This window comes from Collinsella aerofaciens (assembly GCF_015670745.1).
GTDB classification, from domain to species: domain Bacteria; phylum Actinomycetota; class Coriobacteriia; order Coriobacteriales; family Coriobacteriaceae; genus Collinsella; species Collinsella aerofaciens_T.
The window spans coordinates 25394-51653 of record NZ_JADPCH010000013.1 but is presented as its reverse complement, the minus strand read 5'-3'; the positions used below and the strand labels follow the sequence as shown (position 1 = coordinate 51653).

Genomic DNA, 26260 nt, shown 5'->3' with positions numbered 1-26260 from the left:
CACGCGCCGTCACCTGCGAACGGTAGTGTTACTTCCAAACGCGCTCGGCAACGCGCCTGACCAGCGCAATCTTTGCCCACTGCTCGTCCTCGGTCAGCTTGTTGCCAATCTCGCAGCTGGCAAAGCCACACTGCGGAGACAGATACAGGTTCTCGAGCGGCACGTACTTTGCCGCCTCGCGGATGCGCTCGACAATAACATCCTCGTTCTCGAGCTCTGCCGCCTTGGTGGTCACCAGGCCCAACACGACCTTCTTGCCGGGGGCAACGTACTTGAGCGGCTCAAAGCCACCGGCGCGCGGCGTATCGAACTCCAGATAGAACGCATCGACGTCCTCATGCGCAAACAGGTACGGCGCGATGGGGTCGTAGCCGCCCTCAAAAGCGTAGGTGGAGTGGTAGTTGCCGCGGCATACATGCGTGTTGATGACCAGATCGTCGGGCTTGCCCGCGATGGCGGCATTGTTGAGCGCCACACCCAGCTCGCTCACCTTTTGCAGATCAACCGGGCTCATGCCGGTCTTTGCCACAAAATCGGTATCGCAATAGATTCCCCAGGTACAGTCATCAAACTGGATATTGCGGCAGCCTGCGGCATACAGGTCGGCAATCACGGTGCGGTATGCTGCGGCGATGGCATCGGCGAGATCTTCGTCGGTCTTATAGACAGCACGCAAGCTCTCCTGCTGGCCATCGCAGCGGTCGAGCGTGACTTCGGAGAACGTCTGAATCGGCGCCGGGATGGTCTGGCGTGCAACGTGGCCCTCGCCCTCAAGCGCCTTGACAAACTTAAAGTGCTCGACGAAGGGGTGGTTCTCGCCGCTGATGGGGCCGGTCACCACGGCGGTATCGGCCGTGGTCTCCTCGTCGTGGAACATATAGCCCGTACGCGAGGTGCGACGCTCGACGCCGTTCAGCCCCCACATAAAGTCGAGGTGCCAGTAGCTGCGGCGAAACTCGCCATCGGTGATGACCTGCAGGCCGGCCGCCTTCTGCTTTGCCACCAAATCGCGAATGGCCTCATCCTCGACGGCCTTAAGGCCGTCGTCATCGAGCGTACCCGCGGCGTAGGCGGCACGGGCGTCCTTCACGGCCTGCGGACGAAGAAAACTGCCGACGATATCGGCGCGAAACGGCGCGTTCGGTTGAATCGAAGTGCTCATGGATATCTCCCTTTGCATTGGTTGCTTTACTGGGACAGAGTATGAGCGCTCATATGGTCATCGTAAAATATATGTTTATAACAGTTTGATATAGATGCTTCCTATATCAGTCTGGACTGCCATAAAGAGACTTGAACCGTGCGGAGTACAGCGGCCTAGATATGCTGACGAATCGCGTCGATATAGGCCCGACCGTAGCGCGTGAGCGTCGTGTTCTTGCGCGTGATGATGCCAATCTCCATATACTCGTCCACGTCGAGCGGAATCGAGATAATGCCGGGACCGTTGAGCTCGTGGCTGATCACGCCCGAGCATACCGTGTAGCCGTTGAGGCCCATGGCCAAATTGAACAACGTCGCACGGTCGCGCACGCGGATATTTTTGCGACGCTCGAACGTCGAGGTCAGCTCCTCGGAATAGTAAAACGAGTTGTAGCTGCCCTGCTCGTAGGACAGGAACGGGTAGTCTTCCAGATCCTCGAGCGTCACGCTGGAGCGGTCCGCCAGCGGATGGTCGGCGCAGACGAAGACATGCGGCGTGGCGCAGAAGAGTCCTTCGAACACGAGCTCGTTGGCCACCAGCATGCGCTCGATGACCTCGCGGTTATGCTCGGATAAGTACAGGATGCCCAGTTCGCTTTTCATATGCGCGACATCCTCGATAATCTCGTGAGTCTGCTCCTCGCGCAGGGTGAAGTCGTAACGCGCGGCATCGAACTCGCGAATCACGTCGACAAACGCGTTGACGGCAAAGGAATAATGCTGGCAGCTCACACTAAAGTGCGGCACCTGCTCGGATGCGCCCTTGTACTTACCCTCGAGCAGGTCGGCCTGGTCGAGTACCTGGCGCGCATAGCCCAAGAAGGTCTCGCCTTCCTCGGACACAATGACGCCCTTGTTGGTGCGCTCAAAGATGTGCACACCCATCTCGTTTTCAAGATCGCGAATCGACGCGGTAATCGAAGGCTGCGACACAAAGAGACGGCGCGAGGCCTCGGTAATGCTGCCGCATTCGGCAACTTTGACGACATATCTGAGCTGCTGGAGCTTCATGGCTGTCTCCTTAGCTGTTCGCGAGATTCGCGTCGGCTGCACCCTCCTGACGCATAAACGGCGGCATCTCCCCCGTCGCGGCGCAGGCGGCAATCTGATGCAGAGCCCCGGCGACCGCATCATCTGCCGCGGCGCCGATATGCCAGCGCGCGGCAGCCGTGACGGCCTCGTTGGCATTGGCGACTGCAACGGAGTTGGGAACGGCATCGATCATGGGCAGATCGTTATCGGAATCGCCAAATACGGCCACCTCGTCGGGCGTCAGGCCCAAGGCGCGCGCCAGCTCCAGCGCAGCGCAGCCCTTGTCCCAACCATCCGGAAGGATGTCGAACAGGCGCACTCGGTTGTTGGGAAACACAAGCGAGAGTTCCGGCATCTCAACGGCAACGCGCTCGCGTAGCTCCGCGAGCTCCTCACGCGAACGGGCACTCCAGATATTCGCCTTAAACACCGGCGCGTCATCGACGACGGGACGGCACGGGGCCTCTTCGCCTTTGAGCCACGCATTGCCGCCCGACTCCATAGCGCGACGTACACGCTCGGGATTGCTCGTCACGCAATAGGCATCGTTACCCCAAAAGTCATCGCCCAGGCTGTAGACTTTTAGAAATGTATCGTCGGTTTCTTGCTCCAGATAGTCAGCCAAACGTATCAGAGCATCGTTGTCGATTGCGCGCGAAGCGACTACTTCGCCGTCGACAAACATCACCTGGCCGTTACAGAACGCACCGGTCGAAAAACACTCGGAACGGTTTTTGAACATCCAGCCCATCGCGGACGGCTGACGACCCGAAACCGGCCCAAAGTGCAGACCCGCCGCCTGCATGGCATGAATACCCTCAATGGCGTAGTCGCTGGCGCCGTCATGCCCGGCTGGAATCAGCGTATCGTCCATATCGGTCAGCACAAGTTTAATCATAAGGCCCCCATTCGTATCGGTCCTACCTATTGTAACGACCTGCCAAAATAAACCTGTCCCTTTTTGGCAGGTGCGCTAGTATAGGGAACAACAGATTCGATGCGGGAGTGCCGGCGGTGCAAACCACAAGGCTGAGAGGGCATGGGGCCCAATCCTTTGAACCTGTCAGTTAATGCTGGCGTAGGGAGCATGCCGCCTTTACAGGGGCGCTGTCTATGCACAGCGCCCCTTTTCTATGCCAAGGAGGCATGTGCAGTGATTGATTCGGAACAGCTTAAGCAACATATGGTCAAGGCCGTAGAGGAAATTCGCGCCACCAATCCGATGGCCGGCTCCATCACCAACACGGTGACGATCGACTTTGTCGCCAACGCGCAGCTCGCCGTGGGCGGATCGGCCGCCATGGTCTATCTGCCCGACGAGGGCGAAGCGCTCGTTGCCGGCGGCGGCGCCATCTATCTCAACATGGGCACGCTCTTCCCTATCTACGAGCAGACGATTCCCCGCGCGGCGAAGGCGGCACACGACGCCGGCAAGCCCTGGGTGCTCGATCCGGTGGGCCTGGGTATCGGCAGCCTGCGCACCCAGCTGGTAAACGAGCTCAAGCAGTACAAGCCCGCCATCGTGCGCGGCAACGCCTCCGAGATTATCGCGCTCGCCGGCCTGTGGGGTCTTGAGGGCGAGGCGGCCGATCTGAGCCGCGTGCGCGGTGTCGATACCACCGACACAGTAGACGCCGCCCGCGATGCCGCCGTGGCGCTCGCCCGCTACACCGGCGGCGCCGTTGTGGTCTCGGGCGAAGTCGACCTGATCACCGACGGCACGACCGTGGCCAAGTCCCACGGCGGCAGCCCGCTCATGTCCAAGATCACCGGTTGCGGCTGCTCGCAAGGCGGCGTGCTGGCTGTGTACGCCTGCGCTGCCGACCCGTTTACGGCCGCCGTCTGCGGCACCGCCGTCTACAACGTTGCCGGCTCGCGTGCCGCTGCTGTCGCCGACGCCCCGGCAAGCTTTAAGGTCGCCTTTATCGACGAGCTCTACCGCGCAACCGCCCAGGACATCGCCAACAACCAGCTCGACCTCGAGGAGGCATAGGCCATGTCCGAGCCCGCAACCAATGCCGGCATGAACACGCTCATCGCTGTGGCCATCGCCCCGTGCGGCACCGGCGATGAGCTGTCCGCCGAGGTCGCCGAGGTCGTGCGCGTCATTCGCGAGAGCGGCCTTCCCAACCGCACCACCTCGATGTTCACCGAGATCGAGGGCGACTGGGACGAGGTCATGCAGGTCGTGCGCGACGCAACCTTTGTGTTGGCGAGCAAGGGCATCCGCACCGAAGTCGTGCTCAAAGCCGATATTCGGCCCGGATTTACCGACACCATGACCGGCAAGCTCGAGCGCATGGAAGCGCAGATCAAAAAGCAGGAGGAAGCACGATGAGCATCCGCGACAACCTTGATATCTCGGCCTATCTGGTACTCGGCCCCGAAAACACGCTCGGGCGTCCCGTGGGCGATGTGGTGGCCCAGGCGCTCGACGCCGGCTTTACCTGCATCCAGGTGCGCTCCAAGGTGGCAAGCGCCCGCGAGATCATTGCACTGACCGGCGACGCCGCGCAGGCAATCGCACAGGCTGGCAAGACCGGTCAGGTCGCCCTGTTAATCGACGACCGTCTGGATTGTGTACTCGCCGCGCGCGAGCAGGGCATTGCCGTCGACGGCGTGCACGTAGGCCAGAGCGACATTCCCGTCGAGGTCTGCCGCAAGCTGCTGGGCCCCGATGCCATTGTGGGCCTTTCGGCCCGTTGCGAGGAGATGCTCGAGTACGTCAAGACCGCCGACATGAGCCTGGTCGACTACCTGGGCATCGGCCCGCTCCACGAGACCGAGACCAAGCGCGACTGCGGACGCGCGGCCGACGGCTCTATCATCACCAAGAGCTTTGAGGACCTGGCCGCACTCCACGCAGCAAGCCCCGTGCCCATCGTGGTGGGCGGCGGCGTCAAGACGGCCGACCTGCCGCAGCTTAAGGCCACCGGCGTCGACGGCTTCTTTGTGGTGAGTGCCGTCTGCAGCGCCGATGACCCCTACGCCGCGGCCAAGGAGCTCGTCGACACTTGGCAGCAGGCATAGGCATAAGCCGAGCAGCTGATCCGCAGCCTCACATCTTCAGCAATGGAAAGCGCATCCCAGTTTGGACCTCCATTCCGGGATGCGCTTTCCGCCGAGATGGCGGCAGCGGCCTCTACCCTGCCAGATATGTCTCCAGTGCCGGCAAGGTCGCCTCAGCATCGCGACGACCAATCTGATAGATGCGCTCGAGCTCATCGGGCTCGCGGCACAGCGACGGCACTTTCACCGATTCGCTCGGACGCACCACAAAGATATCGCCGGCGGCCTCACGACGTGCCAAATCATCGAGCGTGGCATTGTAGACCTCATGCCGATGCTCAAGCGCTGCGACAAACTCCGGATAGTGACGGAACACGCGACTCAGCATAGGCATCACGCTGTTGGGCTGCTTCACAAAGCCCGCCGGCTGCGTGAGCACCACGATATTGCGGTCATACCCCTGCGCAAACAGCCATGCACTGGGAATAGAATCAGCCACGCCGCCATCCAGGTACTTGCGGCCCTCAATGGCGACAGGACGCGTCGCCACGGGAATTGCCGACGACGCCCGGATCCACTCGATATCGCGCTCGTCGCCATACGGCAGATCGTGATAGACGGCCTTGCCCGTCTCGATATCGGTACACACGCACGTAAACCGCATGGGGCAGGCGCGATATGTCTCCAAATCGATGGGATCGCGCTCGATGGGCACCTCGTGATAGGCAAAATCGGCATTGAACATATCGCCGGTCCGCAGCCAGCTGGTCACGCTTGCGTAGCGCTTGTCGGCACAATAGGCCTTGTTATAGCGAATGGCGCGGCCGATCTGGCGCGATTTAAAGTTGTAGCCAAACGCCGCGCCCGCCGAGACACCCACCATATGGTCGCAAGTTAAGCCGTGCTCCATCCAAACGTCGAGCACGCCCGCCGTATACATACCGCGGTAGCCGCCTCCCTCGAGTGCCAGCCCCACCGTGCGCGTCGTATTTGACTGTGCCATGCGACCATCTCCGTCCCCACAAATTCAAACGGGACAAGTATACCCGTCAACATATATCGTCCCAGTCGCATTTTTATCGAACATCGCATCGTCGCGCTACCGCTTGTCGAACAATAGCCGCCCACAGCATGTGCACCCATATATAATTGTGCACTATTGTTTACACTACTCAGCTGTTATCAACAGCGAACATTAGCCGGCAAATTAACTCAACAACGCGGCAAGGCGGGGGCCTGGATACATGCAAAGCGCTGAGCAACGACGCGTGTACACAACGAGCTCGCCCGACGCAATCCGCCCCGACCTCAGAAAGCCACTTAGAACATGGAAACTGTCAGCAATTACACCGAAACGCTCGAAAAGACCGTCCGCGACCTTCTCGAGCGGCAGGAGGATCTGATCAGGACCGCCTTTACCGACCAGCTTACCGGACTTGGCAACCGTGGCGGCTTTGCCCGTTCCCTCGAGGAGCTCTGGGAGCAGGACGCCCCCGTTACCATGGCGTTCATCGATATCGACAATCTCAAGCACTGCAACGACGTCTTTGGACATGACGAGGGCAACCGCTATATCTTGCAGGTAAGTCTCTATCTTAATCTGTATATGAAGGTGGGCGAAGCGGCGTTTCGCATAGGCGGCGACGAGTTTGCCATCCTATCTACGATTGCAACCGAGGACGACCTCGCCGAACGTCTGAAACACTGCCGAACGGTTCTGCTCAAAAACAACGATTCCGAGATGCCCCACTCGTTTAGCTACGGAGTGTCACATGCCGACCCCGCCCTGGGCGAAGCTTCCAATCGCATGACGCTCGATGCCGACCATCGCATGTACGACTACAAGCTACGTCATGCCATGCACCTCGATCGACGCAATATCACGCAAGTTCACGCCGACGACTTCGAAATAAGCGATCGAATTTTTGACGCCTTTTCGATGCTCAATGAGGGCCGATATTTCTTTATCGAGAACTTGGACAAACATCGCACCCTTTGGTCACAAGGTGCCTTGCGCGATCTTGGCCTTCCCTCGGAGCACATAGACAACTGTCGCGATTACTGGAAAACGCGCGTCCATCCCGACGACCTTGAGGCCTGCATCAACGACATCGACCAAGTCTACAACGGCACCAAGCACCGTCGCGTCATGCAGTATCGTGTGCGCAACGCCGTCGGCGACTACGTCCTTTGCCGTGCTCGCGGGTTTCGTATCGACGGCGACGGAAATGTCCCCTCGCTCTATGTCGGCGAGCTCGTCAACCACTCACTTGCCGAAACCGTCGACGCCGCCACAGGCCTCGGAACGCAGCGCATGCTGGCCAACGCCATCGACGCCTGCCGCCGCGATCGTTGCGAGACAGGGCTTATAGCGGTGCGCGTTCGTGGCACGACAAAGCTCAACGAGCTCTACGGGGCCGAGGCCGTCGACAACATGCTTGCCGAATACGCAGGCCGTATGCTGTCGATCACTCGCGGCAGGAGCCGGGTCTACCGTTCACGAAGCGTTCAGTTCGTCGTGCTCAGCAACGACCTAGACCACGAGGCATTCGAGCAACTGACCCGCCACCTTAAAGAGGCCGTTTTCGCTCCTGTTCGAATCGCAGGCGACACCATTACTCCCGTCTGCCTTGTCGTCCCGGCCTTTTACGAGCACTTAACCCATCAAGCGACCGCCGTTTTAGGCGAACTCAACCGTCGCCTTCGCACGGCCGGCGGGCTTGTTCCCAACGACAGCCTCCCCATACCCGAGGCTGAGCGCAAAAGCGCCATCGCCGAACGTATCGACTCGCTCACGGGTCTCTATCGACCCAGCGAGTTTATGCGGCGCGCCAACGATTTTCTCGAGGCAAGACGCGACGGCGCCTGGTGCATCGCCACGGTCGACATGGGCCACATGCGCCTGTTTAACGAATGGTATGGACAGGCCGAAGGCGACCGCCTGCTTGCCGATGTGGGCACGGTCCTCAAGGACATCGAGAATGCCGACATGGGCGTCGCAGGGTACTGGGGCCAAGATGACTTTTGCGTACTCATCCCCTTTAAGCACATCACCGTCCATCAAATCTACAACCGCGTTCGCGAGGCAGTAGCCAGGTATGATGGCGGCGTAGGTTTTTGGCCGTCCATGGGCGTTTACCCCATCGATTCCAATGAGGAGATCACCATCGATGCGCAGGCAAAGGCCATGTTTACCAATCGGCGCGCAAAAAACGACTTTAAGGAGCGCATTGCCATTTTTTGCCCCGAGGAGTACAAGCGCGAAATCGTGTTCAACCGCACGCTGACCGAATTCCAGTACGCGCTGTCAAATGGTCGCATCACGTACTATCTTCAGCCCCAGGTCGATATGGAAACCGGCGAGATTATTGGCGCCGAAGCACTCACCCGCTGGATTAACAAGGACGGCTCTCTCATTTCGCCCGCAACGTTTATCCCCGCACTCGAGGAAAGCGGCTTTGTAGTGACGCTCGACAAATATGTTTGGCAGGGCGTCGCCATGTGGCTCCGCGAGCGCCTCAATCGAGGACTTCGCGTGGTTCCGATTTCCCTCAATGTGTCGCGCGTAGACATTCTTGCCTGCGATGTCGCCGAGCATATGGGGTCGCTCGCCGCCCAGTACAACCTGCCGCCCGAACTCATGCACATCGAGATCACCGAGACCGCCTATACCGGAGAGTCCGAGGCCGTGGATAAGCTGACCGCGGATCTGCACACCCGTGGCTTCTCGACCTACATGGACGATTTTGGCACCGGCCAGTCCACGCTCGCGATGCTCAAGAACGTCAACGTCGACGTCATCAAGCTCGACCGCACCTTTGTGCCCACCGACCGCGATCAAGGCCGCAGCACGCAAATCATTTCATCGATGCTCGAAATGGCGCAGTCGCTCCATCTGCCCGTCGTGGTCGAAGGCGTCGAGACAAATGAGCAGGCGAACATGCTACGACAAATGGGCGCCCGCTACGCTCAGGGCTTCCTCTACTACCGCCCCATGCAGGCGAAGGATTTTGAGGCATTGCTCGATGGCGGCAATAACAACTGATACGCTCGCGCGCAAAACGCCACCGTCGAAGGGGATATTTGTCTCCATTAGCTAACTTATATCCCCAATTCAAACCGAATTGGGGATATGATACAAACCGTTGTTCCGCCCAAGGAGGTTATCCATCATGAACGAGTCGTATCGCCTGGGCGAGCAATCGATTATTGCCTATCTTCAGCGACTTGCGAACGGCGTCTCGACCGCCGAACTCGATGTTGCCGCGCTGCCTGCTGGGCTACGCGCCGTTGGCGAGCAACTGCAAAAGACGCATGCCATCCTGCAACAAGAGCGCCAGCTGCTTGAGCGCAACGCCTATATCGATCCGCTCACCAACTTGGGCAACCGCAACGGATTCGACCGTCACGTCGAGCAACTCTGGCGCAAAGGCGAACCCTTTACCTGCGCCTATATTGACATCGACCATCTCAAGCATTGCAATGATAGGTTCGGCCACGCCGAAGGCAACCGCTATATTCTGAGCATCTGCCGCACGCTCTCCGAAACCATGGAGCACGATGAGATGCTGTTCCGTATCGGTGGAGACGAGTTTGTGTTTATCTCGCCCTCCGCAAACGAGACTGAACTCGAGCAGCGCTTGGAGCAGGTACGTACCGGACTAATCGAGGCGAGCTCGGGCGGCAAGGCGCCCATGATCGGTAGCTTTAGCTTTGGCTGCTCGCGCGTCAATCCACTTGCCGGCGACACGCGTCGCCAGATGACGATGGATGCCGATCGCAAGATGTATCGCTATAAGCTTATGCATCGCGTGCAGCAGCCGAAAGACAATGACGCGCCGCAGCACCCAATTGCCGAGCAGCTTCCGTGCAACGACCGCGTATTCCAAGCGATCTCTATGAGCTCCAAGACGTGCTATCCGTTTATCCTCAATCTCGATACGGGCGAATCGCAATGGTCGGTCAACGCCGTACGCGATTTTGACCTGCCCTCCCAGCACCCTTTTAACTCGGTCGATATGTGGCTTGCCCGCGTACACCCCGAGGACCGCGACAACGTACGCGCCGAGCTCGACATGGTGATAAACGGCACGTGGCACTTCCACTACATGCAGTATCGTGTAATGGATGCCACCGGAGCGTACGCGCTTTGCGACTGCACAGGCTACCGCTTGGACGGCACCGATACCGAGCCCAGCATGTATGTGGGCATTATCATCAACCGAAGCTTGGCAGATACGACTGATTCCGTGACCGGCCTGGGCGATATTCACGCCCTGGTCAACGCCATTGGTGAAATGCGTCGCGTGGCGCGCAAGACTGGTTTGATCGCCATCAAAATCGACGATATCGCTCAGGTCAATGCCCGCTTTGGCTTTGATGCGGGCGACCGCGTTTTGGCAGAATGTGCCGCCTGTCTGGTGGAATGCTCGCGCGGTAAGGGTCGTATGTTCCGCTCGACGGGGCCGATGTTCGTGGCTCTTTTCGACGACTTTGATCCCGAAGAAACCGATGCGATTGCAGAGGAAATCGAGCGGTTCCTGGGTTCGCCCGTGCTCTTTGGCCCATTTGAATATCAGCCACCCATTCGCGTGGCCACGCTCCATCTGGACGGCGTCGACCGTCAGCCCGTTTCCATTTTGAACGAGCTCAAAGCGTTGCTCGGAAAAGCCGTGCAGGTGCCAGGCACCAAACTGGATTAGCGCCGCGCCCGCGCCGCCTCCCCCATCGTGCGATAATCCTCTGCAGAAGTCACCAAAAGCAGAGGGAGTTTGTGATGAAGGTTCTTTTGGTCAATGGCAGCCCCAAGGCAAACGGCAACACCGCCCGTGCACTCGCCGAGGTCGCCGAGCAGCTCAATGCAGAAGACATTGATACCGAGGTGTTTCAGCTGGGCACCAAGCCCATTCGCGACTGCATTGGCTGTGGTCAGTGCGGCAAGCTCGATTGCCGCTGCACCTTTAACGATGACGTGGTGAACGAGCTGATCGCTGCCGCCGAGCAGGCAGATGGTTTTGTCTTTGGCTCGCCCGTCTACTATGCGCACCCCAGCGGACGCATCCTTTCGGCCCTCGATCGCGCCTTCTATGCCGGCAGCAAAGCCTTTGCACACAAGCCGGGCGCTGCCGTCGCCGTTGCCCGTCGCGGCGGCACGTCGACCACCTTCGACGTGCTCAATAAGTACTTCACCATCAACCAGATGCCCGTGGTTGCTTCCACGTACTGGAACAACGTGTTTGGCGCCATGCCGGGCGAGGCCGCCCAAGACGCCGAGGGCCTGGCCACCATGCGCAACATCGGCAAGAACATGGCCTGGCTCCTGCATTGTATCGAGGCAGGACAGGCCGCCGGCATCGAAGCCCCCGAAGCCGATCGCGAGCGCACCAACTTCATCAGGTAGAACGGCGGAACAAATACATGAACGTGCAGATTTTTGGCACCAAAAAGTCCTTCGATACCAAGAAGGCCCAGCGCTATTTTAAGGAGCGCCGCATTAAGGTGCAGTTTATTGACCTTAAGGAAAAGGAGATGAGCAAGGGCGAGCTCACGAGCGTGATGCAGGCGGTCGGCGGCATCGACAAGCTGCTCAACCCCAAGGCTAAGGACGAGGAGACGCTCGCGCTCATCCAGCACCTCACCCCTAGCCAGCGCTTCGACAAGCTGCTCGAGAACCAGCAGGTCTTGGCCGAGCCCATCGTGCGCAACGGCAAAAAGGCCACCGTCGGTTATTGCCCCGATGTATGGGGAGCCTGGGAGTAGCCTGTGTTATTTGCCGGCGCGTGGGTATAAGAGCAGGCGTTTGGCATATGATTCAACTGTAAGCCATGTCTAACAAAGGAGGGCACATGCCCAACAAACCCGTGAAAATCATCATGCTTACCGGATACCTCGGTGCCGGCAAGACCACGCTGCTCAACCACATCCTCGCTAACGACGGCGGTATCCGCGCCGCCGTGATCGTCAACGATATTGGCGAGATCAATGTGGACGCCAGCCTCATCGCCGACGGCGGCCTTTCCGAGACCGACGACCTCATCCCGCTCACCAACGGCTGCATTTGCTGCACGCTTTCGGACGACCTTGCTAACCAGCTGCAGGGCATCGCCGATTCGGGCAACTTCGATTACATCATCATCGAGGCCTCGGGCATTTGCGAGCCCATCCCCATCGCCTACACCATCTCGAGCTTCTGCGACGAGGCCAAGGTGGGCGGCGAGCCTAAGCTCGCGCTCGACAACATCGTGGCCGTGGTCGACTGTGCCCGCATGTACGACGAGTTCAACGGCGGTCGCGACCTGCTGGCTGAGGATATCGACGAGGACGACATCGAGAGCCTGCTCATCCAGCAGATCGAGTTCTGCTCCACGCTGATCCTCAACAAGACCGATACCGTGAGCCCTGAGCAGATCGCCGAGCTCAAGGCCATCGTGCGCAGCCTGCAGAAAGACGCCGTGATCGTCGAGGCCCAAAACGGCGAGGTCCCCATGGAGGAGCTGCTCGATACCGACCGCTTCGACTTTATGCGCGCCTACAACTCCGCCGCTTGGATCGAGGCCATGGAGCATCCCGAGGAGCACGACGACCCCGAGGTGCTCGAGTACGACATCGAGACCTTTGTGTACTCGCGCCGTAAGCCGTTTGACCTGCAGAAGTTCACCGATTTTGTTGAGCAGGAGTGGCCCGACGAGGTCATTCGCGTCAAAGGCCCGCTGTGGCAGACCGGCGATCCGGACATGTGCTACATGTTTGAGCAGGCCGGCCACCAGATGCGCCTGATGGAGAACGGCCTGTTTGTCGACTCGGCGCCCGAGGGCGAGAAACAGAAGATCATCGACGAGAACCCCGAGATCATGCAGATTTGGGACGACGAGACGGGCGACCGTATGACGAGCCTGTGCATCATCGGCCGTCACATGGACAAGGATGCGCTCATCGCCTCCCTCGATGCCTGCCTGACCGACTGGCACCGCGCCTAGGTTTATCCAAGCGGGTATTTTTCCGCTTACGTAACCGCCAAACCACCACGAAGGTGCCCTTCGTGGTGGTTTTTCGTTCTGAGCCAAGGAGATTCATGTTCAACATTGTGCTGTATGCGCCCGAGATTCCGGCCAATACGGGCAATATCGGCCGCACCTGCGTGGTTACCGGCGCCCGCCTGCATCTGGTGGAGCCGCTGGGGTTTTCGCTCGACGACAAGACGGTGCGTCGCGCCGGACTGGGCTACTGGCAAAACTTGGACGTGACGACCTATGCCAGCTGGGAGGATTTCCTTGCGCGTAACGGCCTCTCCCCTACCGACGAGCGTCTGCATCTGCTGACCAAAAAGGCGCGCAGGACCTATGCGCAAAGCACCTACCGTGACGGTGACTACTTGGTCTTTGGCAGCGAGAGCTCGGGCATTCCCGAGGAGCTGCTCGCCGCGGCGCCCGAGCGCTGCGAGCGCATCCCCATGCTGCGCGATTGCGACTCACTCGATAACGCCGAGACTTGGGAAGCTCACGAGGAATCGCTCGGGCATACCGAGGACAGCCACGAGGCCATCCTGCAGCAGGATATCTGCGGCAACTTCGTTAACCCCGACGACTACCGCATCAGCGCCCTCAACCTCTCCAACAGCGCCGCCATCGTCCTCTACGAGGCCCTACGCCAGGCAGGCTTTCCGGGAATGTGACAAAGGGACTATCCTTTTGCCACATTCGAGCGCCACGTCGATGGCACACACGCCTAATTGATGCTCTAGATAAAGGCCCTCACTTTTAATCAGAATTAACTAAAGTAAAATGAAGTTAAACGGCGGTGTGAAAGGAGAGTCTTGTGAAATATCTCGAGAACCCGTTTACCCCCAGTTTTGGTGAGGTTCCTGCCCATCTCGCTGGCAGACAACAGATTATTCGGGATTTGGACCGTGCCTTCTTGAGCCAGCGCAGGCGCCCAGAATTGACCTCGATCTTCTCAGGCGCGCGTGGAACCGGTAAAACCGCTCTCATGTCGTCGCTCGCGACAAGGGCGGAATCCCACGGCTGGATTGCCGTAAAGACAACCGCGCTCCCGGGAATGCTTGAGGAAATCGAGTTCGGGGCGAAACGTGCTGCCGGCCATCTTATCGACCCGTCTAAGAACTTCGAAGTCACCGGTCTCGGAATTGCACCGCTCGGCAGTATCGAGGTCAATCGCGTTCACGATGCCTCAACCTGGCGTTATCGCATGAGCGACATCATCGACCAGCTCAACGAGGCGGGCACCGGTCTGCTCGTCACGGTTGACGAGGTAGACCCGACACTCGACGAGATGATTCAGCTCGCAGCGACGTATCAGCACTTTGTGACCGATGGGAAACGCGTCGCGCTGCTCATGGCGGGGCTTCCCAACAACGTCTCGACGTTGCTGAACCACAAGACGGTCTCGTTCCTTCGCCGCGCCCAACAATATCATCTGGGTCGCATTGCCGACTATGACGTACGCGAGGCCTTGATTCGCACAATCCAGGAAAACGATCGCCTGGCAGATGCTGAGGGAATCGATAGAGCCGTTCGCTCGATCTCTGGTTTTCCCTTCCTATTGCAACTCGTAGGCTACCGTGCCTGGGATCTCACAAGCGATTCGAAGGAAATCTCGTCACGCGACTTTGACCTGGGAATCAAAATCGCGCGCGACGAGATGGACGACCGAATCCTCGCGGCAACCTATCGGGAACTCACTGCAGAGGACAAGCGATTCCTCATCGCCATGCTCGATGACGAGGAAGAGTCCACCACCGCTGACCTTGTCGAGCGCCTTAAGCGTTCGCCGCAGCAGGTCTCCCGCTACCGACGCCGCATGATAGATGCCGGCATCATCGGAGAACGAGGACGAGGGCTCGTCGCATTTGAATTGCCATTCTTCCGCGACTATCTCGCGGCTCAATGCGTGAAATAGAAATCAATGTGACAAAGAGGCAGCCCCTTTGTCACATTGCCTATAGGTAGCGACCGGTGATGCTCTTGGAGCAGACTGCGATGTCGCCTGGCGTACCGGCGCAGACGATTTGCCCGCCCGCATCGCCACCGCCCGGGCCCATGTCAATCACGTAATCGGCGTTACGGATAAGGTCGAGGTCATGCTCGATCACGATAACTGTGGCGCCCTTGGCAACGAGGCCGTCAAACACGTTCAACAGCACCTGAACATCGAGCGGATGCAGGCCGATCGTGGGCTCGTCGAACACGAATACGGCATCGTCCTGCACACGGCCCATCTCGCTCGCAAGCTTAAGACGCTGCGCCTCGCCGCCCGAAAGCGCCGGTGTGGGCTCGCCAAGCGTGAGATAACCCAGGCCCAGGTCGTGCAAAGTCTGTAAGCGCGTCTGAACCTTCTTGAGTCCCAGTGTGACGTCGATGGCCTCGTCCACACTCATGTCCATAAGCTGCGGCAGCGTAAGCAGACTCCCGTCCTTGCCCTCGCGATGGATATGCGAGGCGGCCTCGGCGTAGCGCGAACCACGGCATGCCGGGCAGACGATCTCGACGTCGGGCAAAAACTGCACGTCGAGCGAAATCGAGCCCGTTCCATCGCACGTAGGGCAGCGCAAGGCGCCAGTGTTGTAGCTAAAGGCACCCGCCTTGTAGCCGGCTGCCTTGGCCTCGGGCGTACGGGCGAAGGCGCGACGCAGTTCGTCATGGATGTCGGCATAAGTCGCCACCGTCGAGCGCACGTTGGCGCCGATGGGCGTGGCGTCAATCAGGTTGGCACGGGCGATACCCTCGGCGTCGACCCAACGCACATGTTTTGGCAGGCGCCCACTGGCTGCCTGCGCCTTGAGTGCCGGAATGAGCGTCTCGAGCACCAATGTCGTCTTGCCCGAACCCGAAACGCCCGTCACCGCGACAAGGCGACCGCGCGGGATATCGACTTCGAGCGGCTTGACGGTGTGGATGGTATCGGTTGCCATGCGGATATGTCCCCGGTCGAACATGTCGTCGTCAGTCACCTGCGGACGCAAGCGCTTGGGCTCTGCGCGCAAAAACGGAGCGATGCGGCTGCCCCGCAATTGTTCGACCTCGTCCACCGTGCCCGCAGCGATTACACTGCCGCCGCCCGCTCCGGCAACGGGGCCCATCTCGACCAGATAATCAGCCTCCGCCAGCACACGTGTATCGTGGTCGACAACAACCACGGTGTTGCCATCATCCACCAGATCGCGCATTACGCCCACCAAGCCGTCGACATTGGCAGGGTGCAAGCCGATCGAAGGCTCGTCCAGTACATAGAGCACGCCCGTCGATCGGTTGCGCACCACACGGGCGAGCTGGACGCGCTGGCGCTCACCCGTGGAGAGCGTGGCACCGGCGCGGTCGAGTGAAAGGTAATCGAGACCCAGGTCGACCAGGCGACGGGCCGCACTCAAATACGAATCGCAGATATCCGCTGCCATGGGCTGCATCTCAGTCGGCAAGGATGCAGGCACCCCGCGCACCCACTCAATCGCCTCGCCTAGCGTCATGGCCGCGGCCTGCGCCAAATTGATACCGCGCACCTGAGGCAGGCGCGCAGCCTCGGAGAGACGCGTGCCGCCGCAATCGCGGCATGGCCCCTCGCGCAAAAAGCGCGCAACGCGTTTTAAACCCTTATCGTCCTTAACCTTGGCGAGCGCATTCTCGACGGTATAGACGGCGTTGTAATAGGTAAAGTCGAGCGGCGTGGCGCCCTCGCCGTTTTTGGGGACGTAGAGAATGTGCTTCTTAACCGCCGAACCATGAAACACGATGTCGCGCTCTTGAGGCGTGAGCTGGTTAAACGGCACGTCGGTGCGCACGCCCATCTCGCCGGCCACCTGCTTCATCAGATCCCACATGAGCGTGCCCCAAGGAAGCACCGCGCCCTCGTTGATAGTCTTTGACTCGTCGGGTACCAAGCTCGCCTCGTCCACCTCGCGCATGGCACCGGTGCCGCCGCAGGTGGGACACGCACCGCCGCTGTTAAACGCAAGGTCCTCGGCGCTCGGCGCGTAGAACTCACGACCGCATGCAGGGCACGCGAGCGACAGGCCTGCGGCAACGTTAAGGCTCGGCTCCACACGCGCCCCGCAATGCGGGCACACATGATGGGCGCAACGGCTAAAGAGCAGACGCAGGCTATTGTTGAGTTCAGTCATGGTGCCAAAAGTGGACCGCACGCCCGGCACGCTGGGGCGCTGATGCAATGCGAGTGCCGCCGGCACGTGCAGCACCTCATCCACCTGAGCGTGCTCGGCCTGCGTCAGGCGACGGCGGGTATAGGTGCTGAGCGCCTCCAGGTAACGGCGCGAGCCCTCGGCATAAAGAACCCCCAGCGCCAGCGAACTCTTGCCCGAACCCGACACGCCGGCAATGCCCACAAGCTTTCCCAGCGGAATATCGATATCGATGTCTTTAAGGTTATGAACGCGCGCGCCACGCACCTCGATAGCCTGCGGGCTCATCTTCTGTTCCGTCACCTTTATCACCCTACTCATGCCATAAAACTCGATCGCGAATGTACGCGCCCAGCATGGGCACGGTAAATCGGACGAGGCCGTATCCGGCAGCCTCGATGACACGCTCGCGAATCAGGCTTGCGCGATATTTGCTCGCCCAGCTCTGGGTGCGATCGCAGCGCTCAATGATATCCGCCATGCGAGTCGGTTTGCCCTCGTCAACCGCCATGGCCTCGATAAAGAGGCGCTGTGGACTGCGCAGCCCGTAATACAGAGGCGCGTCAACCGCTTCGTAGAACTCGGAGACGGCATCCGCATGGCCATCCTCGACATCGCGCCTTTCGATGACCTGCGAGCTACGCCGGACAGCAGACCGCCACATGTAATATCCCACCAGCTGAACCATATAGGGATGCCCCATGCTCTTGCGCGCCGCAAGGTCCGCCGTCTCCGCGTCAACGTAAAGACCAGCATCTTTGACCGCCTGGATATATGAATCACGCACCTTGGGCAAGGATATCGCCCCCAGCGTACGCTGCTGGGCACGCCGCAAAAACGTCACGCTCGGCTCTTCGAGCAGGTCGTCAACCATACTGGGTAAGCCGGCGAACACCAGCGCAAGACCGCGCTGCTCGCTATCGGGCAAGCCCGTGGCATCCTGGTCTCCGAGCACCTGCTGATAGAGAACGGCAAGGGCCGCCAGCTCCTCGATAGACGCCGATTGCGCCTCGTCAATCGCAAACAGTATGCCTTTGCCTGGACCGAGCTTCTTAAGGCGCTCGTTGACCAGCCCTCGCAACATCTCGCCCTTTGCCCGCGCCGCCTCGACCGACATCCGACCAAACGACGGACCGAACTCCATTGACGTCACAACGGGTTTATTCGAGCGAAGCGCGTCGGCCAATCGGTCGCATAAGCCAAGCGAAGCGGAATCGGAGACAACCGCCCATCCGCGCTCGCTAGCTAAACGCTGCAGCTCCCGCAGGAGAACCGTCTTGCCGCAGCCGCGGTTTCCCGTAATGAGCATGAGCCTACCCGGCGCTCCGGCGCCGTTATCGAGCCCTTCCTCAAAATCTCCGATGACCGACTCGCGACCGATGAGTATCGGAGGCCGCTTGCCAGCCGTGGGCTTAAAGGGATTTGGATTCATGTCGGCCTCCTCGGATTGGCAAACCCTGGTAATAGTTATACCAACTTATACCGAGTTATACCAATAGCATGTGACAAAGGAACTGTCCCTTTGTCACATGTGGCCGAAAAACTCGGCGTCTGCTGCTCGCCAGGGGCGGAAGGTGGCGGGATCGATCTTTACGTGCGCCGCGGCGGGTACGTCGTACCATTTGACCGTGTAACCGGCGCTGTGAGAGCAAAAGACCGAGTCGGGCGTGTTGGGCAGATCGGCTTCTGGCTCATAGGCGGCCGTCTCGATGACGCGCTCGGCATCATGGCAAGCCGCATAGCCGGCGAACTCCAGGTACAGATGACCGCGACCGCTCGTGTAGGCAGCCACCTCCAGCGCATAATCCTGCACTTCGGATGCCGGCACGCGACCCGCAAGCTTCGCCCGGTCGCCTGTTATCGTCGGCGGCTCGTACTCGGCACCCATACGCGTGGCATCCGAGAGCGCCCGGCCCACGCACTCCCCCGGCACCTCGAGCTCAAAGCGATACCACGGCTCCAACAGTACCGCCGCGCCAGCCTCACGCGCCTGCATGAGCCCCTGGCGAATCGCGCGGTACGTGGCCTGGCGAAAATCGCCGCCCTCGGTGTGTTTGGCATGCGCACGGCCGCCCGTGAGCGTAATGCACACATCGGTGATGGGCGAGCCGGTCAGCGCGCCCAGGTGATCGCGCTCCATGGCGTTGGTGAGTGCCAAACGCTGCCAGTTAAGATCGAGTTCGTCGGTCGAGGTCACGGTGCCAAACTGCACGCCCGAACCCGCTGGCAACGGCTCCAGGCGCAGATGTACCTCGGCATAGTGGCGCAGCGGCTCAAAGTGGCCCACGCCCTCGACCGGCTGCGAAATAGTCTCCTTATAGAGAATGCCGCCAGACTCAAACGCAACCGAAAGGCCAAAGCGATCGGCCAACACCCGCTGCACGACCTCGAGTTGCACGGCGCCCATCAGCTGCAAATGAATCTGCTCAAGATGAGTGTTCCAGCTTACGCCGAGCATGAGATCTTCGTCCGCCAACTCTGTCAGTGCTTTGAACACCGCGTGGACATCGTGTTCGCCCGGAAGCACCGTATAGGTGAGGACCGGAGCGATGACAGGCGCATCGCCCACGGGCTCCGCGCCCAAGGCATCCCCTGGGCGAACGTGCGCAAGGCCCGTCACGGCACAAATACCGCCAGCAGCAACTTCTTGGGCAAGCTCATACTTCTCGCCGTTATAGATGCGCACCTGGTCGATCTTTTGCTCCCAAGTGGAGGCGCCAGAGCATCCCTCGACAACTTGCTTTGCACGCAGTACACCGCCCGTCACCTTGACCCAGGCAAGACGCTCGCCACGGTCTCCACGACTCACGCGGTAGACTCGCGCGGCGAACTCCTGGGGCCATATTCGCTCGCGCATCAAAGCGCATATGCCGTCGAGTAGCTCTGCCACACCCTGGTCCTTGAGCGCCGAGCCCGCAAAGCAGGGAAACAACTTTCGCTCTGCGACCAGCCGCGAAAGCGTGGCAGTCGAAAGCTCCCCTGCGTCGAGAAACTCCTCGAGCGCCGCCTCGTCCAACGCAGCAGCGTCCTCCTGAACGGCACCACCCACCAACAGTTCGCTGGCATCCAGGCAGCCCTCGGAAAGACGTTGCCCAAGCTGTGCCAGCAAAACATCGCGGCCGGGATTCTCCAAATCGATTTTGTTGATAAAGATGAACGTCGGAATGTCATAGCGCGCAAGCAGGCGCCACAGGGTTTCGGTGTGCCCCTGCACGCCGTCGTTGGCACCCACAACCAAAATCGCATAGTCGAGCGCGCGCAGCGTGCGCTCCGCCTCGGCCGAAAAATCGACGTGGCCGGGCGCATCCACAAGCATGACGTGGGTATCGCCGTGGTCGAGCACGGCCTGCGACGAGAAGATCGTAATGCCGCGCTCGCGCTCGATCGCGTTAGTGTCCAGATGCGAATCGCCATCGTCCACGCGGCCGCGCTTGCGAATGCGACCCGCGTTGAACAACATGGCCTCGGCCAACGTGGTCTTGCCGGCATCGACATGCGCCAAGATTCCAACGACTGCCTGCTTCGACATGGCTCTCCTCTTATTACAAGCTACAAGCCCATCGCACGCGGCAACGGGCGTCCTCGTTCCACACTGGATGATACAATTTACGAGCCGGCGGGCGAAGCGGGCCCTATCCCCCGACCGAGCTCATCGCTCCGCGTTGCCGCGCGGTGATTTTCGTAGGTTCGCGCCTTGCGAAAGCCGGCACCTCCCTTTTTTGTCTGCCCGGGGTCATCTGGGACGGTAGCAACGCGAGCCCCACAACAACGCGTTTTACCAAAAATGGCCCCACTCGGGGCCATTTTCATTTCGGTGAAACGCTGGTATGTGACTCGGCCACTATGCCTCGCGCAGCCAATCAAACGCGACGCGCGGCGTACCGTCCGACACATATACGATACCGGCGCGCTTAAACCCGGCCTTGGCGATGGCTCCCTGCATGGGCAGGTTGTCCTGATGCGTGTCGATGCGCAGGTGATCGGCACGCTCCTTGGCAAAGGCAAACATCGCAGCCGCGATACCGTGCACGGTGCCATCGGACGCCACACGGTGCAGCACGGCGTACGGAGTGTCGCTGCGCCATTGACCATCCTCAATTACGTCATAGCACTCGTCCGGGCCCGGCAAAAAGGCAAACGTCGCCACCACGCGGCCATCGACTTCGCACACATAGCTGCCACCGGCGGCGATATCGGCAGCCAGTTGCTCGGCAGAAGGCGTGCCCTCGGGCCACTGTGTGGCGTTGCCATGCGCGCGCATAAAGGCGCGGGCCGCGTCATAGATAGCCATGACAGCGGGAATGTCGGTATCGAGAGTTTTTCTGATCATCACGCGGCGACCTCACGTTTATTGGTATCACTTTGATTGAGCAATGATACCAACGTTTGGAGAGGGGCGCGATGCAGATGGGGAGCAAAAAGCGAGCCGCCTGGTCAAAAGCAAAAAGCGAGTTTTTGAGCACTGCCACCGGCGGCGATATGAGCGACCTGTTTGCACGCGAGGACGAGCGCCGCGACGCCCTGGACGCCGAGCGCGATGAGGCCTGGCGCTACAAGTCGTGCGAGCGCAAAAACCGTTACGACACGCGCGCCGAGGCCGAGGCCGTTATGGCCGACTGCGAAAACCGCGGGCGGCGCGGTTTGGCCTGCTACAAATGCGAATACTGCGGCGGATGGCACCTGACGTCGCACCCTTGGAAATAGGCGCCGCATCGGCACGGCATTGACGGAGCGCCAGCCATCGCACGCAAGCTACGGGCGCGGCGGCACCAAAACATCGTAACGAACGGCCTTGCCCGCAAGTTGATAGCTCGGCTTAACGCCGGCAAGCAGTGGCCCCTTCACCGGTCGCTTGATAACGACCTTGCGCGGGTGCACCGCAAGCGCAGCTTCGACCAACGTCTCCTCATCGGCGCACGGCTGTTCCAGATGATGCAAGAGTTGGAACTTCTTTTTAACCGCCGCGCTCTTGGTGCGCTCGGGAAACATGGGGTCCAGATACACCACGTCGGGAGCGGCGAGCTCGCCCTGCTCGATCAGCTCAGCTGTATGGCGAAGACCGGCAATGCTGTCCTCGCCGGCATGTAAGCGCATGCGTGCCACGGCTGTCGCAAGCGCCGGATCATCTGCCGCACGATCCAAGGCATCCTTGAGGAGCGCCGCGATCACGCAATCCTGTTCATACAGATCGACGGTAAAGCCCGCGGTCGCCAGCAGCAGCGAATCCTCGCCAAAGCCTGCCGTGGCGTCAATCGCCCATGGGCTCTCGATGCCTTTTGCGCGCGCAGCCTTTACCAGCAGCTCTTGCCGCAGACGGCCCTGCTTGAGCCGCGGCAGCATGCGGTCAAAATCGGCGCGCAGCTCCATCGTGCCGTCAGTGAGCGTGAGGCCCTCGGGCTTCCCGGTCAGCTCAAGCCCCGCGGCCCGAGCAACAGAAAAGGGATCGACGACGCCCATGGGTACTCCTTAACAAGCAAAACGAATACGTGAGCGCCGTTTATGCCGGCACCCAACCGTCCGCTATTGTCCCACATGCGACATGGCCCACAGCATCCCAATGCAAAGCACCGCCATCAATCCCGTGCACACGGCAGCGATCACAGAATCACCCATGCGCCTTCCCAACGACCGCGGCTCACGCACTTGCCCTGCTCCGTACATCATGGCTCCTCCTTGAGACCAACTCCTTGTTACGGCCTCATCATCTCAGCGCCGCACATGAGCTGCCATCGATTTGGCTTACGTCCAGCTTTCCCTTTTGAAAGGTTGGGTTGGGCCGCGCGGGCTCAAAGCGCTTTCAGGCGCATGCATCGCTGCGTTGAACTACAATGTGCTTCACCATATGTGCAGTACATTGGGTGCGCCAAGTTGGCGTACTCGTATCGAAAGGACCAGCCATGAGCTTCACTCGCAAGACTCTCAAAATCCTTGCTCTCATCTACTTTGTTTTGGGTATCGCCAGCCTCGTCACCGCCGGCGTCGGTATCGCCACGGGCGGTCTCGATTCCACGTACGGTTCGTACGCCACGCTCGCGGCGGTTGTGCTTATCGCCAAGGGTCTCGTCGACCTTGCCGCAGGCGTCGCCGGTATCAAGGGCGCCAACAAGCCTTCGCAGGTGGACGGCGCGTTTAAGCTCGGTATTGTTGCCGCGGTCGCCACGCTTGCCCAAGCGGTGCTCACGCTTCCCGCGTTTGGCGGCGACGCCATCAACTTTGGCGCCTTTGTCATCGTGGTGTACGACCTGTTCTTTGTTCAGCAGGCACACGCCGTTAAGGCCGAGAACAAGGACCGCCTGTAGGCACCTGTCTCCCATAGCCCCTGCTATCAAGCAGCTAAAAAGGGCCGATCGCGCATCTCCGCGGTCGGCCCTTTACGTTTGCCCAGATAAAACCTACCAAAATAAACCTGTCCCTTTTTGGCAGGTTGTTAGCTGTGGCGGTACTCGGCGATGATGAAGTCGATGTCAGTCTGAAGGGTATCGAGGTTTGCCAGGCGCTCTTTGTCGGCGGGGCGCGTGCGGTAGTAGTACGGCGTCATCTGGAACACCGCCTCGATGTCCGCCTGGGTCTGAAGCGTAATATTCGCAGACACCCGCTGCGTTCCGACCAACTCGAGCTCGGTGGTCTGCGGCAGCTTCTCGTCATTAAGATATGGCGTGTCGTAGAGCACCTCCTTGAGCCCAAACAAATGACGGGCACCCGGCACCACGGTATAGAGTGAGCCCTCTGGCGCCAGCACGCGGGCAAACTCACGCTCGTTAAAGGGAGCGAAGAGCTCGGTCACCATATCGAAGGCGCCGTCCGCCACGGGGATGTCCTTCATGTTGGCCACGAAATAGGTCGCATCGCCGCGCTTGGCGGCCAGGCGCACCATCTCTTTGCCCAAGTCGAACCCGTAAGCGCCCACGCCCGGCACCGCGCCCATGGCACTCGTGTAATAGCCCTCGCCGCAGCAAATATCGAGCAGCGTCATGGGGCCGCTCGTAGACGCAGCACGCCCAGACACCTGCTTGCGCACCAGCTCGACCATCGCATCGCGCAACGGTGCGTAGTATCCGCGGTTCAGAAAGTCACGACGGCTGCGTGCCTGCGACTTGGGATCGCCCATGGAGTCGCCGCTCTTGGACGAGCGCAGCAGATATAGATAGCCCTCGCGCGCACGGTCAAACCGGTGTCCGCTCGCGCATGCAGCACCGCGTTCATTGTCCACCAACGGCTCATGGCAAACGGGACACAACAACATGGCAACTCCTTAGCGCGAACAACACAACGCACACCATTGTCGCACGCCTTCCCCACCTAGTCATTGGGGACGTTCTTGAATGACTAGTCGTTTAAGGACGTCCCCAATGACTACAAGGAGTGTCCCCAGCTGCCGGCAGAAAAGGAACGTCCCTAAGTGCCGACTGGTTGCATTAGGAGTATCATCGTCTGCGCAAATAAGCACGATATAGCATGTTAGAGATTGAGAGCGTATGGCTGATACCGCATCTAAGCACATCGATATGACCATCGGCTCGCTGTGGCGCAATATTCCCCTGTTCGCCTTCCCCGTGGCCGCCACGAGCATCTTGGAGCAGCTGTCGAACCTCATCGCCACGGTCATTATCGGTAACTTCTCGGGCGACCAGGGAACCCTCGCCATGGCGGCGGTCGGCTCCAATGTTCCGCTTACCAGTCTTATGCTCAACCTGTTTATTGGCATGTCGCTTGGCTCCAATGTGGTCATCGCCAACGCTATCGGCCGCAACGATCAGAATATGGTCAACCGCGCCGTCCATACCTCGATTTTAATGGCGCTCGTGGGTTTTATCGTCATCGCGCTGGGCGAGATCTTTGCCGAGCCCATGCTCGCCGCGCTCAACATTCCCGCCGAGACCATGCCGCTCGCTTCGCTCTACCTGCGCGTCTTTTTGCTCAGCATGCCCTCGATCTTGCTCTACAACTTTGAGGCCGCGATCTTCCGCTCCGTCGGCATCACCCGCATGCCGCTGCAGGCGCTTGCCGTGTCCACCGTCCTCAACATTGGCCTGGACCTCATCTTTGTCCCCGTACTCCACTGGGGCGTCGCGGGCGTCGCCATCGCCACCGCCATCGCCTACACCGTCAGCGCCGCTACGCTCTTTATCCGCCTGCTCAAGACCGACTCCGTCGTCCGCGTCACCCCGCGCGACCTGGCTATCGACCCCGTCGCCCTCAAGCGCATCGTCAAGATCGGCCTGCCCGCCGGCATCCAAAGCGCTGTCTTTGCCGTCGCCAACATCATCATCCAGTCTGCCATCAACAGTCTGGGCACCGAAGTCATGGCAGCCTCGAGCGCCGCCATGAGCCTGGAGTACGTGTGCTACAACCTGCTCAACAGCTTTAGCCAGGCTTGCACCACCTTTGTGGGACAAAACCACGGTGCCCGCCAGATCGACCGCTGCACCAAAACGCTCAAGGTCTGCCTGGTCGAAGGCGGTATCGTCGCGCTCACCACAATTATCGTTATTGTCGGCCTGGGGCGCGAGATCTTGTCGCTCTTTAACAGCGATCCCAACATCGTCTCGATCGGCTATATCCGCGTGTGCTCGATCTTCCCGGCGTACGCCTTTAGCATGTTCTACGAAAACATGTCGGGCTACCTGCGTGGCTTTGGTATCTCGCTCACGCCCGCCCTCATCACCATGATCTGCGTCTGCGGCATCCGCTTCTATTGGGTGTTCTGCGTGTTCCCGCACTTCCGCACCTTTGCGAACATCATGATGGTCTACCCCATCAGCCTGGGCACCACGGCGTTCTTTATGGTCGTGGCGGTGCTACTTTGCCACCCGGCACGCACCTATCGCGCCACCCAAGCCAAAGCGACAGCCCGCTAAACACCGCACT

Annotated in this window: 23 protein-coding genes and 1 riboswitch; of the genes, 13 read left to right on the top strand and 10 right to left on the bottom strand. The window is 60.0% G+C overall.

What is annotated here, in order from left to right:
- Positions 1-28: 28 nt before the first annotated feature.
- The 3 genes from I4W07_RS06120 to I4W07_RS06110 all read right to left on the bottom strand — a co-directional run bounded on the left by I4W07_RS06120 (position 29) and on the right by I4W07_RS06110 (position 3133).
- Entirely contained in the window at positions 29-1162 is a 1134-nt protein-coding gene (locus tag I4W07_RS06120; RefSeq protein WP_230317510.1) for a 5-methyltetrahydropteroyltriglutamate--homocysteine S-methyltransferase, read from the bottom strand.
- Positions 1163-1317: 155 nt separating this feature from the next.
- On the bottom strand, positions 1318-2214 hold the full coding sequence (locus I4W07_RS06115; RefSeq protein WP_055286633.1) for a LysR family transcriptional regulator: 897 nt from the start codon (positions 2212-2214) through the stop codon (positions 1318-1320).
- Between the two features lie 10 nt (positions 2215-2224).
- Positions 2225-3133: an HAD-IIB family hydrolase gene (locus tag I4W07_RS06110; protein WP_152068412.1), complete on the bottom strand. Its 909-nt coding sequence runs from the start codon at positions 3131-3133 to the stop codon at positions 2225-2227.
- A 93-nt stretch (positions 3134-3226) separates the two neighbouring features.
- Positions 3227-3337, top strand: a riboswitch (TPP riboswitch).
- Between the two features lie 51 nt (positions 3338-3388).
- Between I4W07_RS06110 and thiM the strand changes: the two genes are divergently transcribed.
- Genes thiM through I4W07_RS06095 form a run of 3 tightly spaced genes read left to right on the top strand, consistent with a single transcriptional unit; the run spans position 3389 to position 5265 of the window.
- The gene (gene thiM / locus I4W07_RS06105; RefSeq protein WP_271739762.1) at positions 3389-4228 is read left to right on the top strand and encodes a hydroxyethylthiazole kinase; all 840 of its coding nucleotides are present in this window, start codon (positions 3389-3391) and stop codon (positions 4226-4228) included.
- A gap of 3 nt (positions 4229-4231) precedes the next feature.
- Positions 4232-4573: a thiamine-binding protein gene (locus I4W07_RS06100; RefSeq protein ID WP_006234516.1), complete on the top strand. Its 342-nt coding sequence runs from the start codon at positions 4232-4234 to the stop codon at positions 4571-4573.
- Complete coding sequence (locus I4W07_RS06095) at positions 4570-5265, top strand: thiamine phosphate synthase (protein ID WP_006234517.1); 696 nt, start codon at positions 4570-4572, stop codon at positions 5263-5265. Before I4W07_RS06100 ends, I4W07_RS06095 begins: the two co-directional genes overlap by 4 nt.
- Positions 5266-5377: 112 nt before the next feature.
- Here I4W07_RS06095 and I4W07_RS06090 read toward each other — a convergent pair whose 3' ends face one another.
- Positions 5378-6247, bottom strand: a complete 870-nt coding sequence (locus I4W07_RS06090) for a patatin-like phospholipase family protein (protein WP_196025961.1) — start codon at positions 6245-6247, stop codon at positions 5378-5380.
- 324 nt (positions 6248-6571) lie between these two features.
- On the opposite strand from I4W07_RS06090, the gene I4W07_RS06085 reads away from it, so the two are divergent.
- From I4W07_RS06085 to I4W07_RS06055, 7 genes are all read left to right on the top strand, one after another.
- The gene (locus I4W07_RS06085; protein ID WP_196025960.1) at positions 6572-9289 is read left to right on the top strand and encodes a bifunctional diguanylate cyclase/phosphodiesterase; all 2718 of its coding nucleotides are present in this window, start codon (positions 6572-6574) and stop codon (positions 9287-9289) included.
- 127 nt (positions 9290-9416) lie between these two features.
- Positions 9417-10946 carry a diguanylate cyclase domain-containing protein gene (locus I4W07_RS06080; protein ID WP_196025959.1) on the top strand — a complete coding sequence of 510 codons (1530 nt, stop codon included), beginning with the start codon at positions 9417-9419 and terminating at the stop codon, positions 10944-10946.
- A 74-nt stretch (positions 10947-11020) separates the two neighbouring features.
- A complete protein-coding gene (locus I4W07_RS06075) occupies positions 11021-11644 on the top strand; it encodes a flavodoxin family protein (RefSeq protein ID WP_196025958.1) in 624 nt (207 codons plus the stop codon).
- Positions 11645-11661: 17 nt separating this feature from the next.
- Complete coding sequence (locus I4W07_RS06070; protein ID WP_055252194.1) at positions 11662-12003, top strand: arsenate reductase family protein; 342 nt, start codon at positions 11662-11664, stop codon at positions 12001-12003.
- Positions 12004-12089: 86 nt separating this feature from the next.
- On the top strand, positions 12090-13220 hold the full coding sequence (locus I4W07_RS06065; protein WP_035137003.1) for a GTP-binding protein: 1131 nt from the start codon (positions 12090-12092) through the stop codon (positions 13218-13220).
- 95 nt (positions 13221-13315) lie between these two features.
- Positions 13316-13915, top strand: coding sequence for a tRNA (cytidine(34)-2'-O)-methyltransferase (locus I4W07_RS06060; protein WP_161115302.1), 600 nt, complete (start codon positions 13316-13318; stop codon positions 13913-13915).
- Positions 13916-14058: 143 nt separating this feature from the next.
- Positions 14059-15159, top strand: a complete 1101-nt coding sequence (locus I4W07_RS06055) for an ATP-binding protein (RefSeq protein WP_271739761.1) — start codon at positions 14059-14061, stop codon at positions 15157-15159.
- A 40-nt stretch (positions 15160-15199) separates the two neighbouring features.
- On the opposite strand, the gene I4W07_RS06050 is transcribed toward I4W07_RS06055, so the two are convergent.
- The 4 genes from I4W07_RS06050 to I4W07_RS06035 form a co-directional block, all read right to left on the bottom strand.
- On the bottom strand, positions 15200-17713 hold the full coding sequence (locus I4W07_RS06050; RefSeq protein WP_196025957.1) for an excinuclease ABC subunit UvrA: 2514 nt from the start codon (positions 17711-17713) through the stop codon (positions 15200-15202).
- Positions 17706-18824 (bottom strand): AAA family ATPase, encoded by a 1119-nt coding sequence (locus I4W07_RS06045; protein ID WP_196025956.1) that lies wholly within the window; start codon positions 18822-18824, stop codon positions 17706-17708. The genes I4W07_RS06050 and I4W07_RS06045 overlap by 8 nt, the downstream gene beginning before the upstream one ends.
- A 93-nt stretch (positions 18825-18917) precedes the next feature.
- Positions 18918-20921: an elongation factor G gene (locus tag I4W07_RS06040; RefSeq protein ID WP_196025955.1), complete on the bottom strand. Its 2004-nt coding sequence runs from the start codon at positions 20919-20921 to the stop codon at positions 18918-18920.
- Positions 20922-21233: 312 nt separating this feature from the next.
- Positions 21234-21722, bottom strand: a complete 489-nt coding sequence (locus tag I4W07_RS06035; RefSeq protein WP_138375184.1) for a GNAT family N-acetyltransferase — start codon at positions 21720-21722, stop codon at positions 21234-21236.
- Positions 21723-21847: 125 nt separating this feature from the next.
- Here I4W07_RS06035 and I4W07_RS06030 point away from each other — a divergent pair, with 125 nt between their 5' ends.
- Complete coding sequence (locus tag I4W07_RS06030; RefSeq protein ID WP_229025960.1) at positions 21848-22096, top strand: hypothetical protein; 249 nt, start codon at positions 21848-21850, stop codon at positions 22094-22096.
- Between the two features lie 48 nt (positions 22097-22144).
- Here the strand turns inward: I4W07_RS06030 and I4W07_RS06025 are convergent, their stop codons facing one another.
- Entirely contained in the window at positions 22145-22849 is a 705-nt protein-coding gene (locus tag I4W07_RS06025; RefSeq protein ID WP_196025954.1) for a class I SAM-dependent methyltransferase, read from the bottom strand.
- Positions 22850-23289: 440 nt separating this feature from the next.
- On the opposite strand from I4W07_RS06025, the gene I4W07_RS06020 reads away from it, so the two are divergent.
- Positions 23290-23691, top strand: a complete 402-nt coding sequence (locus I4W07_RS06020) for a hypothetical protein (protein WP_055286664.1) — start codon at positions 23290-23292, stop codon at positions 23689-23691.
- A 128-nt stretch (positions 23692-23819) separates the two neighbouring features.
- Here the strand turns inward: I4W07_RS06020 and I4W07_RS06015 are convergent, their stop codons facing one another.
- Positions 23820-24635 carry a putative RNA methyltransferase gene (locus I4W07_RS06015; protein WP_196025953.1) on the bottom strand — a complete coding sequence of 272 codons (816 nt, stop codon included), beginning with the start codon at positions 24633-24635 and terminating at the stop codon, positions 23820-23822.
- A gap of 232 nt (positions 24636-24867) precedes the next feature.
- On the opposite strand from I4W07_RS06015, the gene I4W07_RS06010 reads away from it, so the two are divergent.
- Complete coding sequence (locus I4W07_RS06010) at positions 24868-26250, top strand: MATE family efflux transporter (protein ID WP_196025952.1); 1383 nt, start codon at positions 24868-24870, stop codon at positions 26248-26250.
- Positions 26251-26260 lie beyond the last annotated feature (10 nt).

Excerpts from the sequence above, each read along its gene's own strand:
- I4W07_RS06120 (WP_230317510.1), bottom strand. The coding sequence starts at position 1,162 with ATGAGCACTTCGATTCAACCGAACGCGCCGTTTCGCGCCGATATCGTC.
- I4W07_RS06115 (WP_055286633.1), bottom strand. The coding sequence starts at position 2,214 with ATGAAGCTCCAGCAGCTCAGATATGTCGTCAAAGTTGCCGAATGCGGC.
- I4W07_RS06110 (WP_152068412.1), bottom strand. The coding sequence starts at position 3,133 with ATGATTAAACTTGTGCTGACCGATATGGACGATACGCTGATTCCAGCC.
- I4W07_RS06100 (WP_006234516.1), top strand. The coding sequence starts at position 4,232 with ATGTCCGAGCCCGCAACCAATGCCGGCATGAACACGCTCATCGCTGTG.
- I4W07_RS06095 (WP_006234517.1), top strand. The coding sequence starts at position 4,570 with ATGAGCATCCGCGACAACCTTGATATCTCGGCCTATCTGGTACTCGGC.
- I4W07_RS06090 (WP_196025961.1), bottom strand. The coding sequence starts at position 6,247 with ATGGCACAGTCAAATACGACGCGCACGGTGGGGCTGGCACTCGAGGGA.
- I4W07_RS06085 (WP_196025960.1), top strand. The coding sequence starts at position 6,572 with ATGGAAACTGTCAGCAATTACACCGAAACGCTCGAAAAGACCGTCCGC.
- I4W07_RS06080 (WP_196025959.1), top strand. The coding sequence starts at position 9,417 with ATGAACGAGTCGTATCGCCTGGGCGAGCAATCGATTATTGCCTATCTT.
- I4W07_RS06075 (WP_196025958.1), top strand. The coding sequence starts at position 11,021 with ATGAAGGTTCTTTTGGTCAATGGCAGCCCCAAGGCAAACGGCAACACC.
- I4W07_RS06070 (WP_055252194.1), top strand. The coding sequence starts at position 11,662 with ATGAACGTGCAGATTTTTGGCACCAAAAAGTCCTTCGATACCAAGAAG.
- I4W07_RS06065 (WP_035137003.1), top strand. The coding sequence starts at position 12,090 with ATGCCCAACAAACCCGTGAAAATCATCATGCTTACCGGATACCTCGGT.
- I4W07_RS06060 (WP_161115302.1), top strand. The coding sequence starts at position 13,316 with ATGTTCAACATTGTGCTGTATGCGCCCGAGATTCCGGCCAATACGGGC.
- I4W07_RS06050 (WP_196025957.1), bottom strand. The coding sequence starts at position 17,713 with ATGAGTAGGGTGATAAAGGTGACGGAACAGAAGATGAGCCCGCAGGCT.
- I4W07_RS06045 (WP_196025956.1), bottom strand. The coding sequence starts at position 18,824 with ATGAATCCAAATCCCTTTAAGCCCACGGCTGGCAAGCGGCCTCCGATA.
- I4W07_RS06040 (WP_196025955.1), bottom strand. The coding sequence starts at position 20,921 with ATGTCGAAGCAGGCAGTCGTTGGAATCTTGGCGCATGTCGATGCCGGC.
- I4W07_RS06035 (WP_138375184.1), bottom strand. The coding sequence starts at position 21,722 with ATGATCAGAAAAACTCTCGATACCGACATTCCCGCTGTCATGGCTATC.
- I4W07_RS06025 (WP_196025954.1), bottom strand. The coding sequence starts at position 22,849 with ATGGGCGTCGTCGATCCCTTTTCTGTTGCTCGGGCCGCGGGGCTTGAG.
- I4W07_RS06020 (WP_055286664.1), top strand. The coding sequence starts at position 23,290 with ATGAGCTTCACTCGCAAGACTCTCAAAATCCTTGCTCTCATCTACTTT.
- I4W07_RS06015 (WP_196025953.1), bottom strand. The coding sequence starts at position 24,635 with ATGTTGTTGTGTCCCGTTTGCCATGAGCCGTTGGTGGACAATGAACGC.
- I4W07_RS06010 (WP_196025952.1), top strand. The coding sequence starts at position 24,868 with ATGGCTGATACCGCATCTAAGCACATCGATATGACCATCGGCTCGCTG.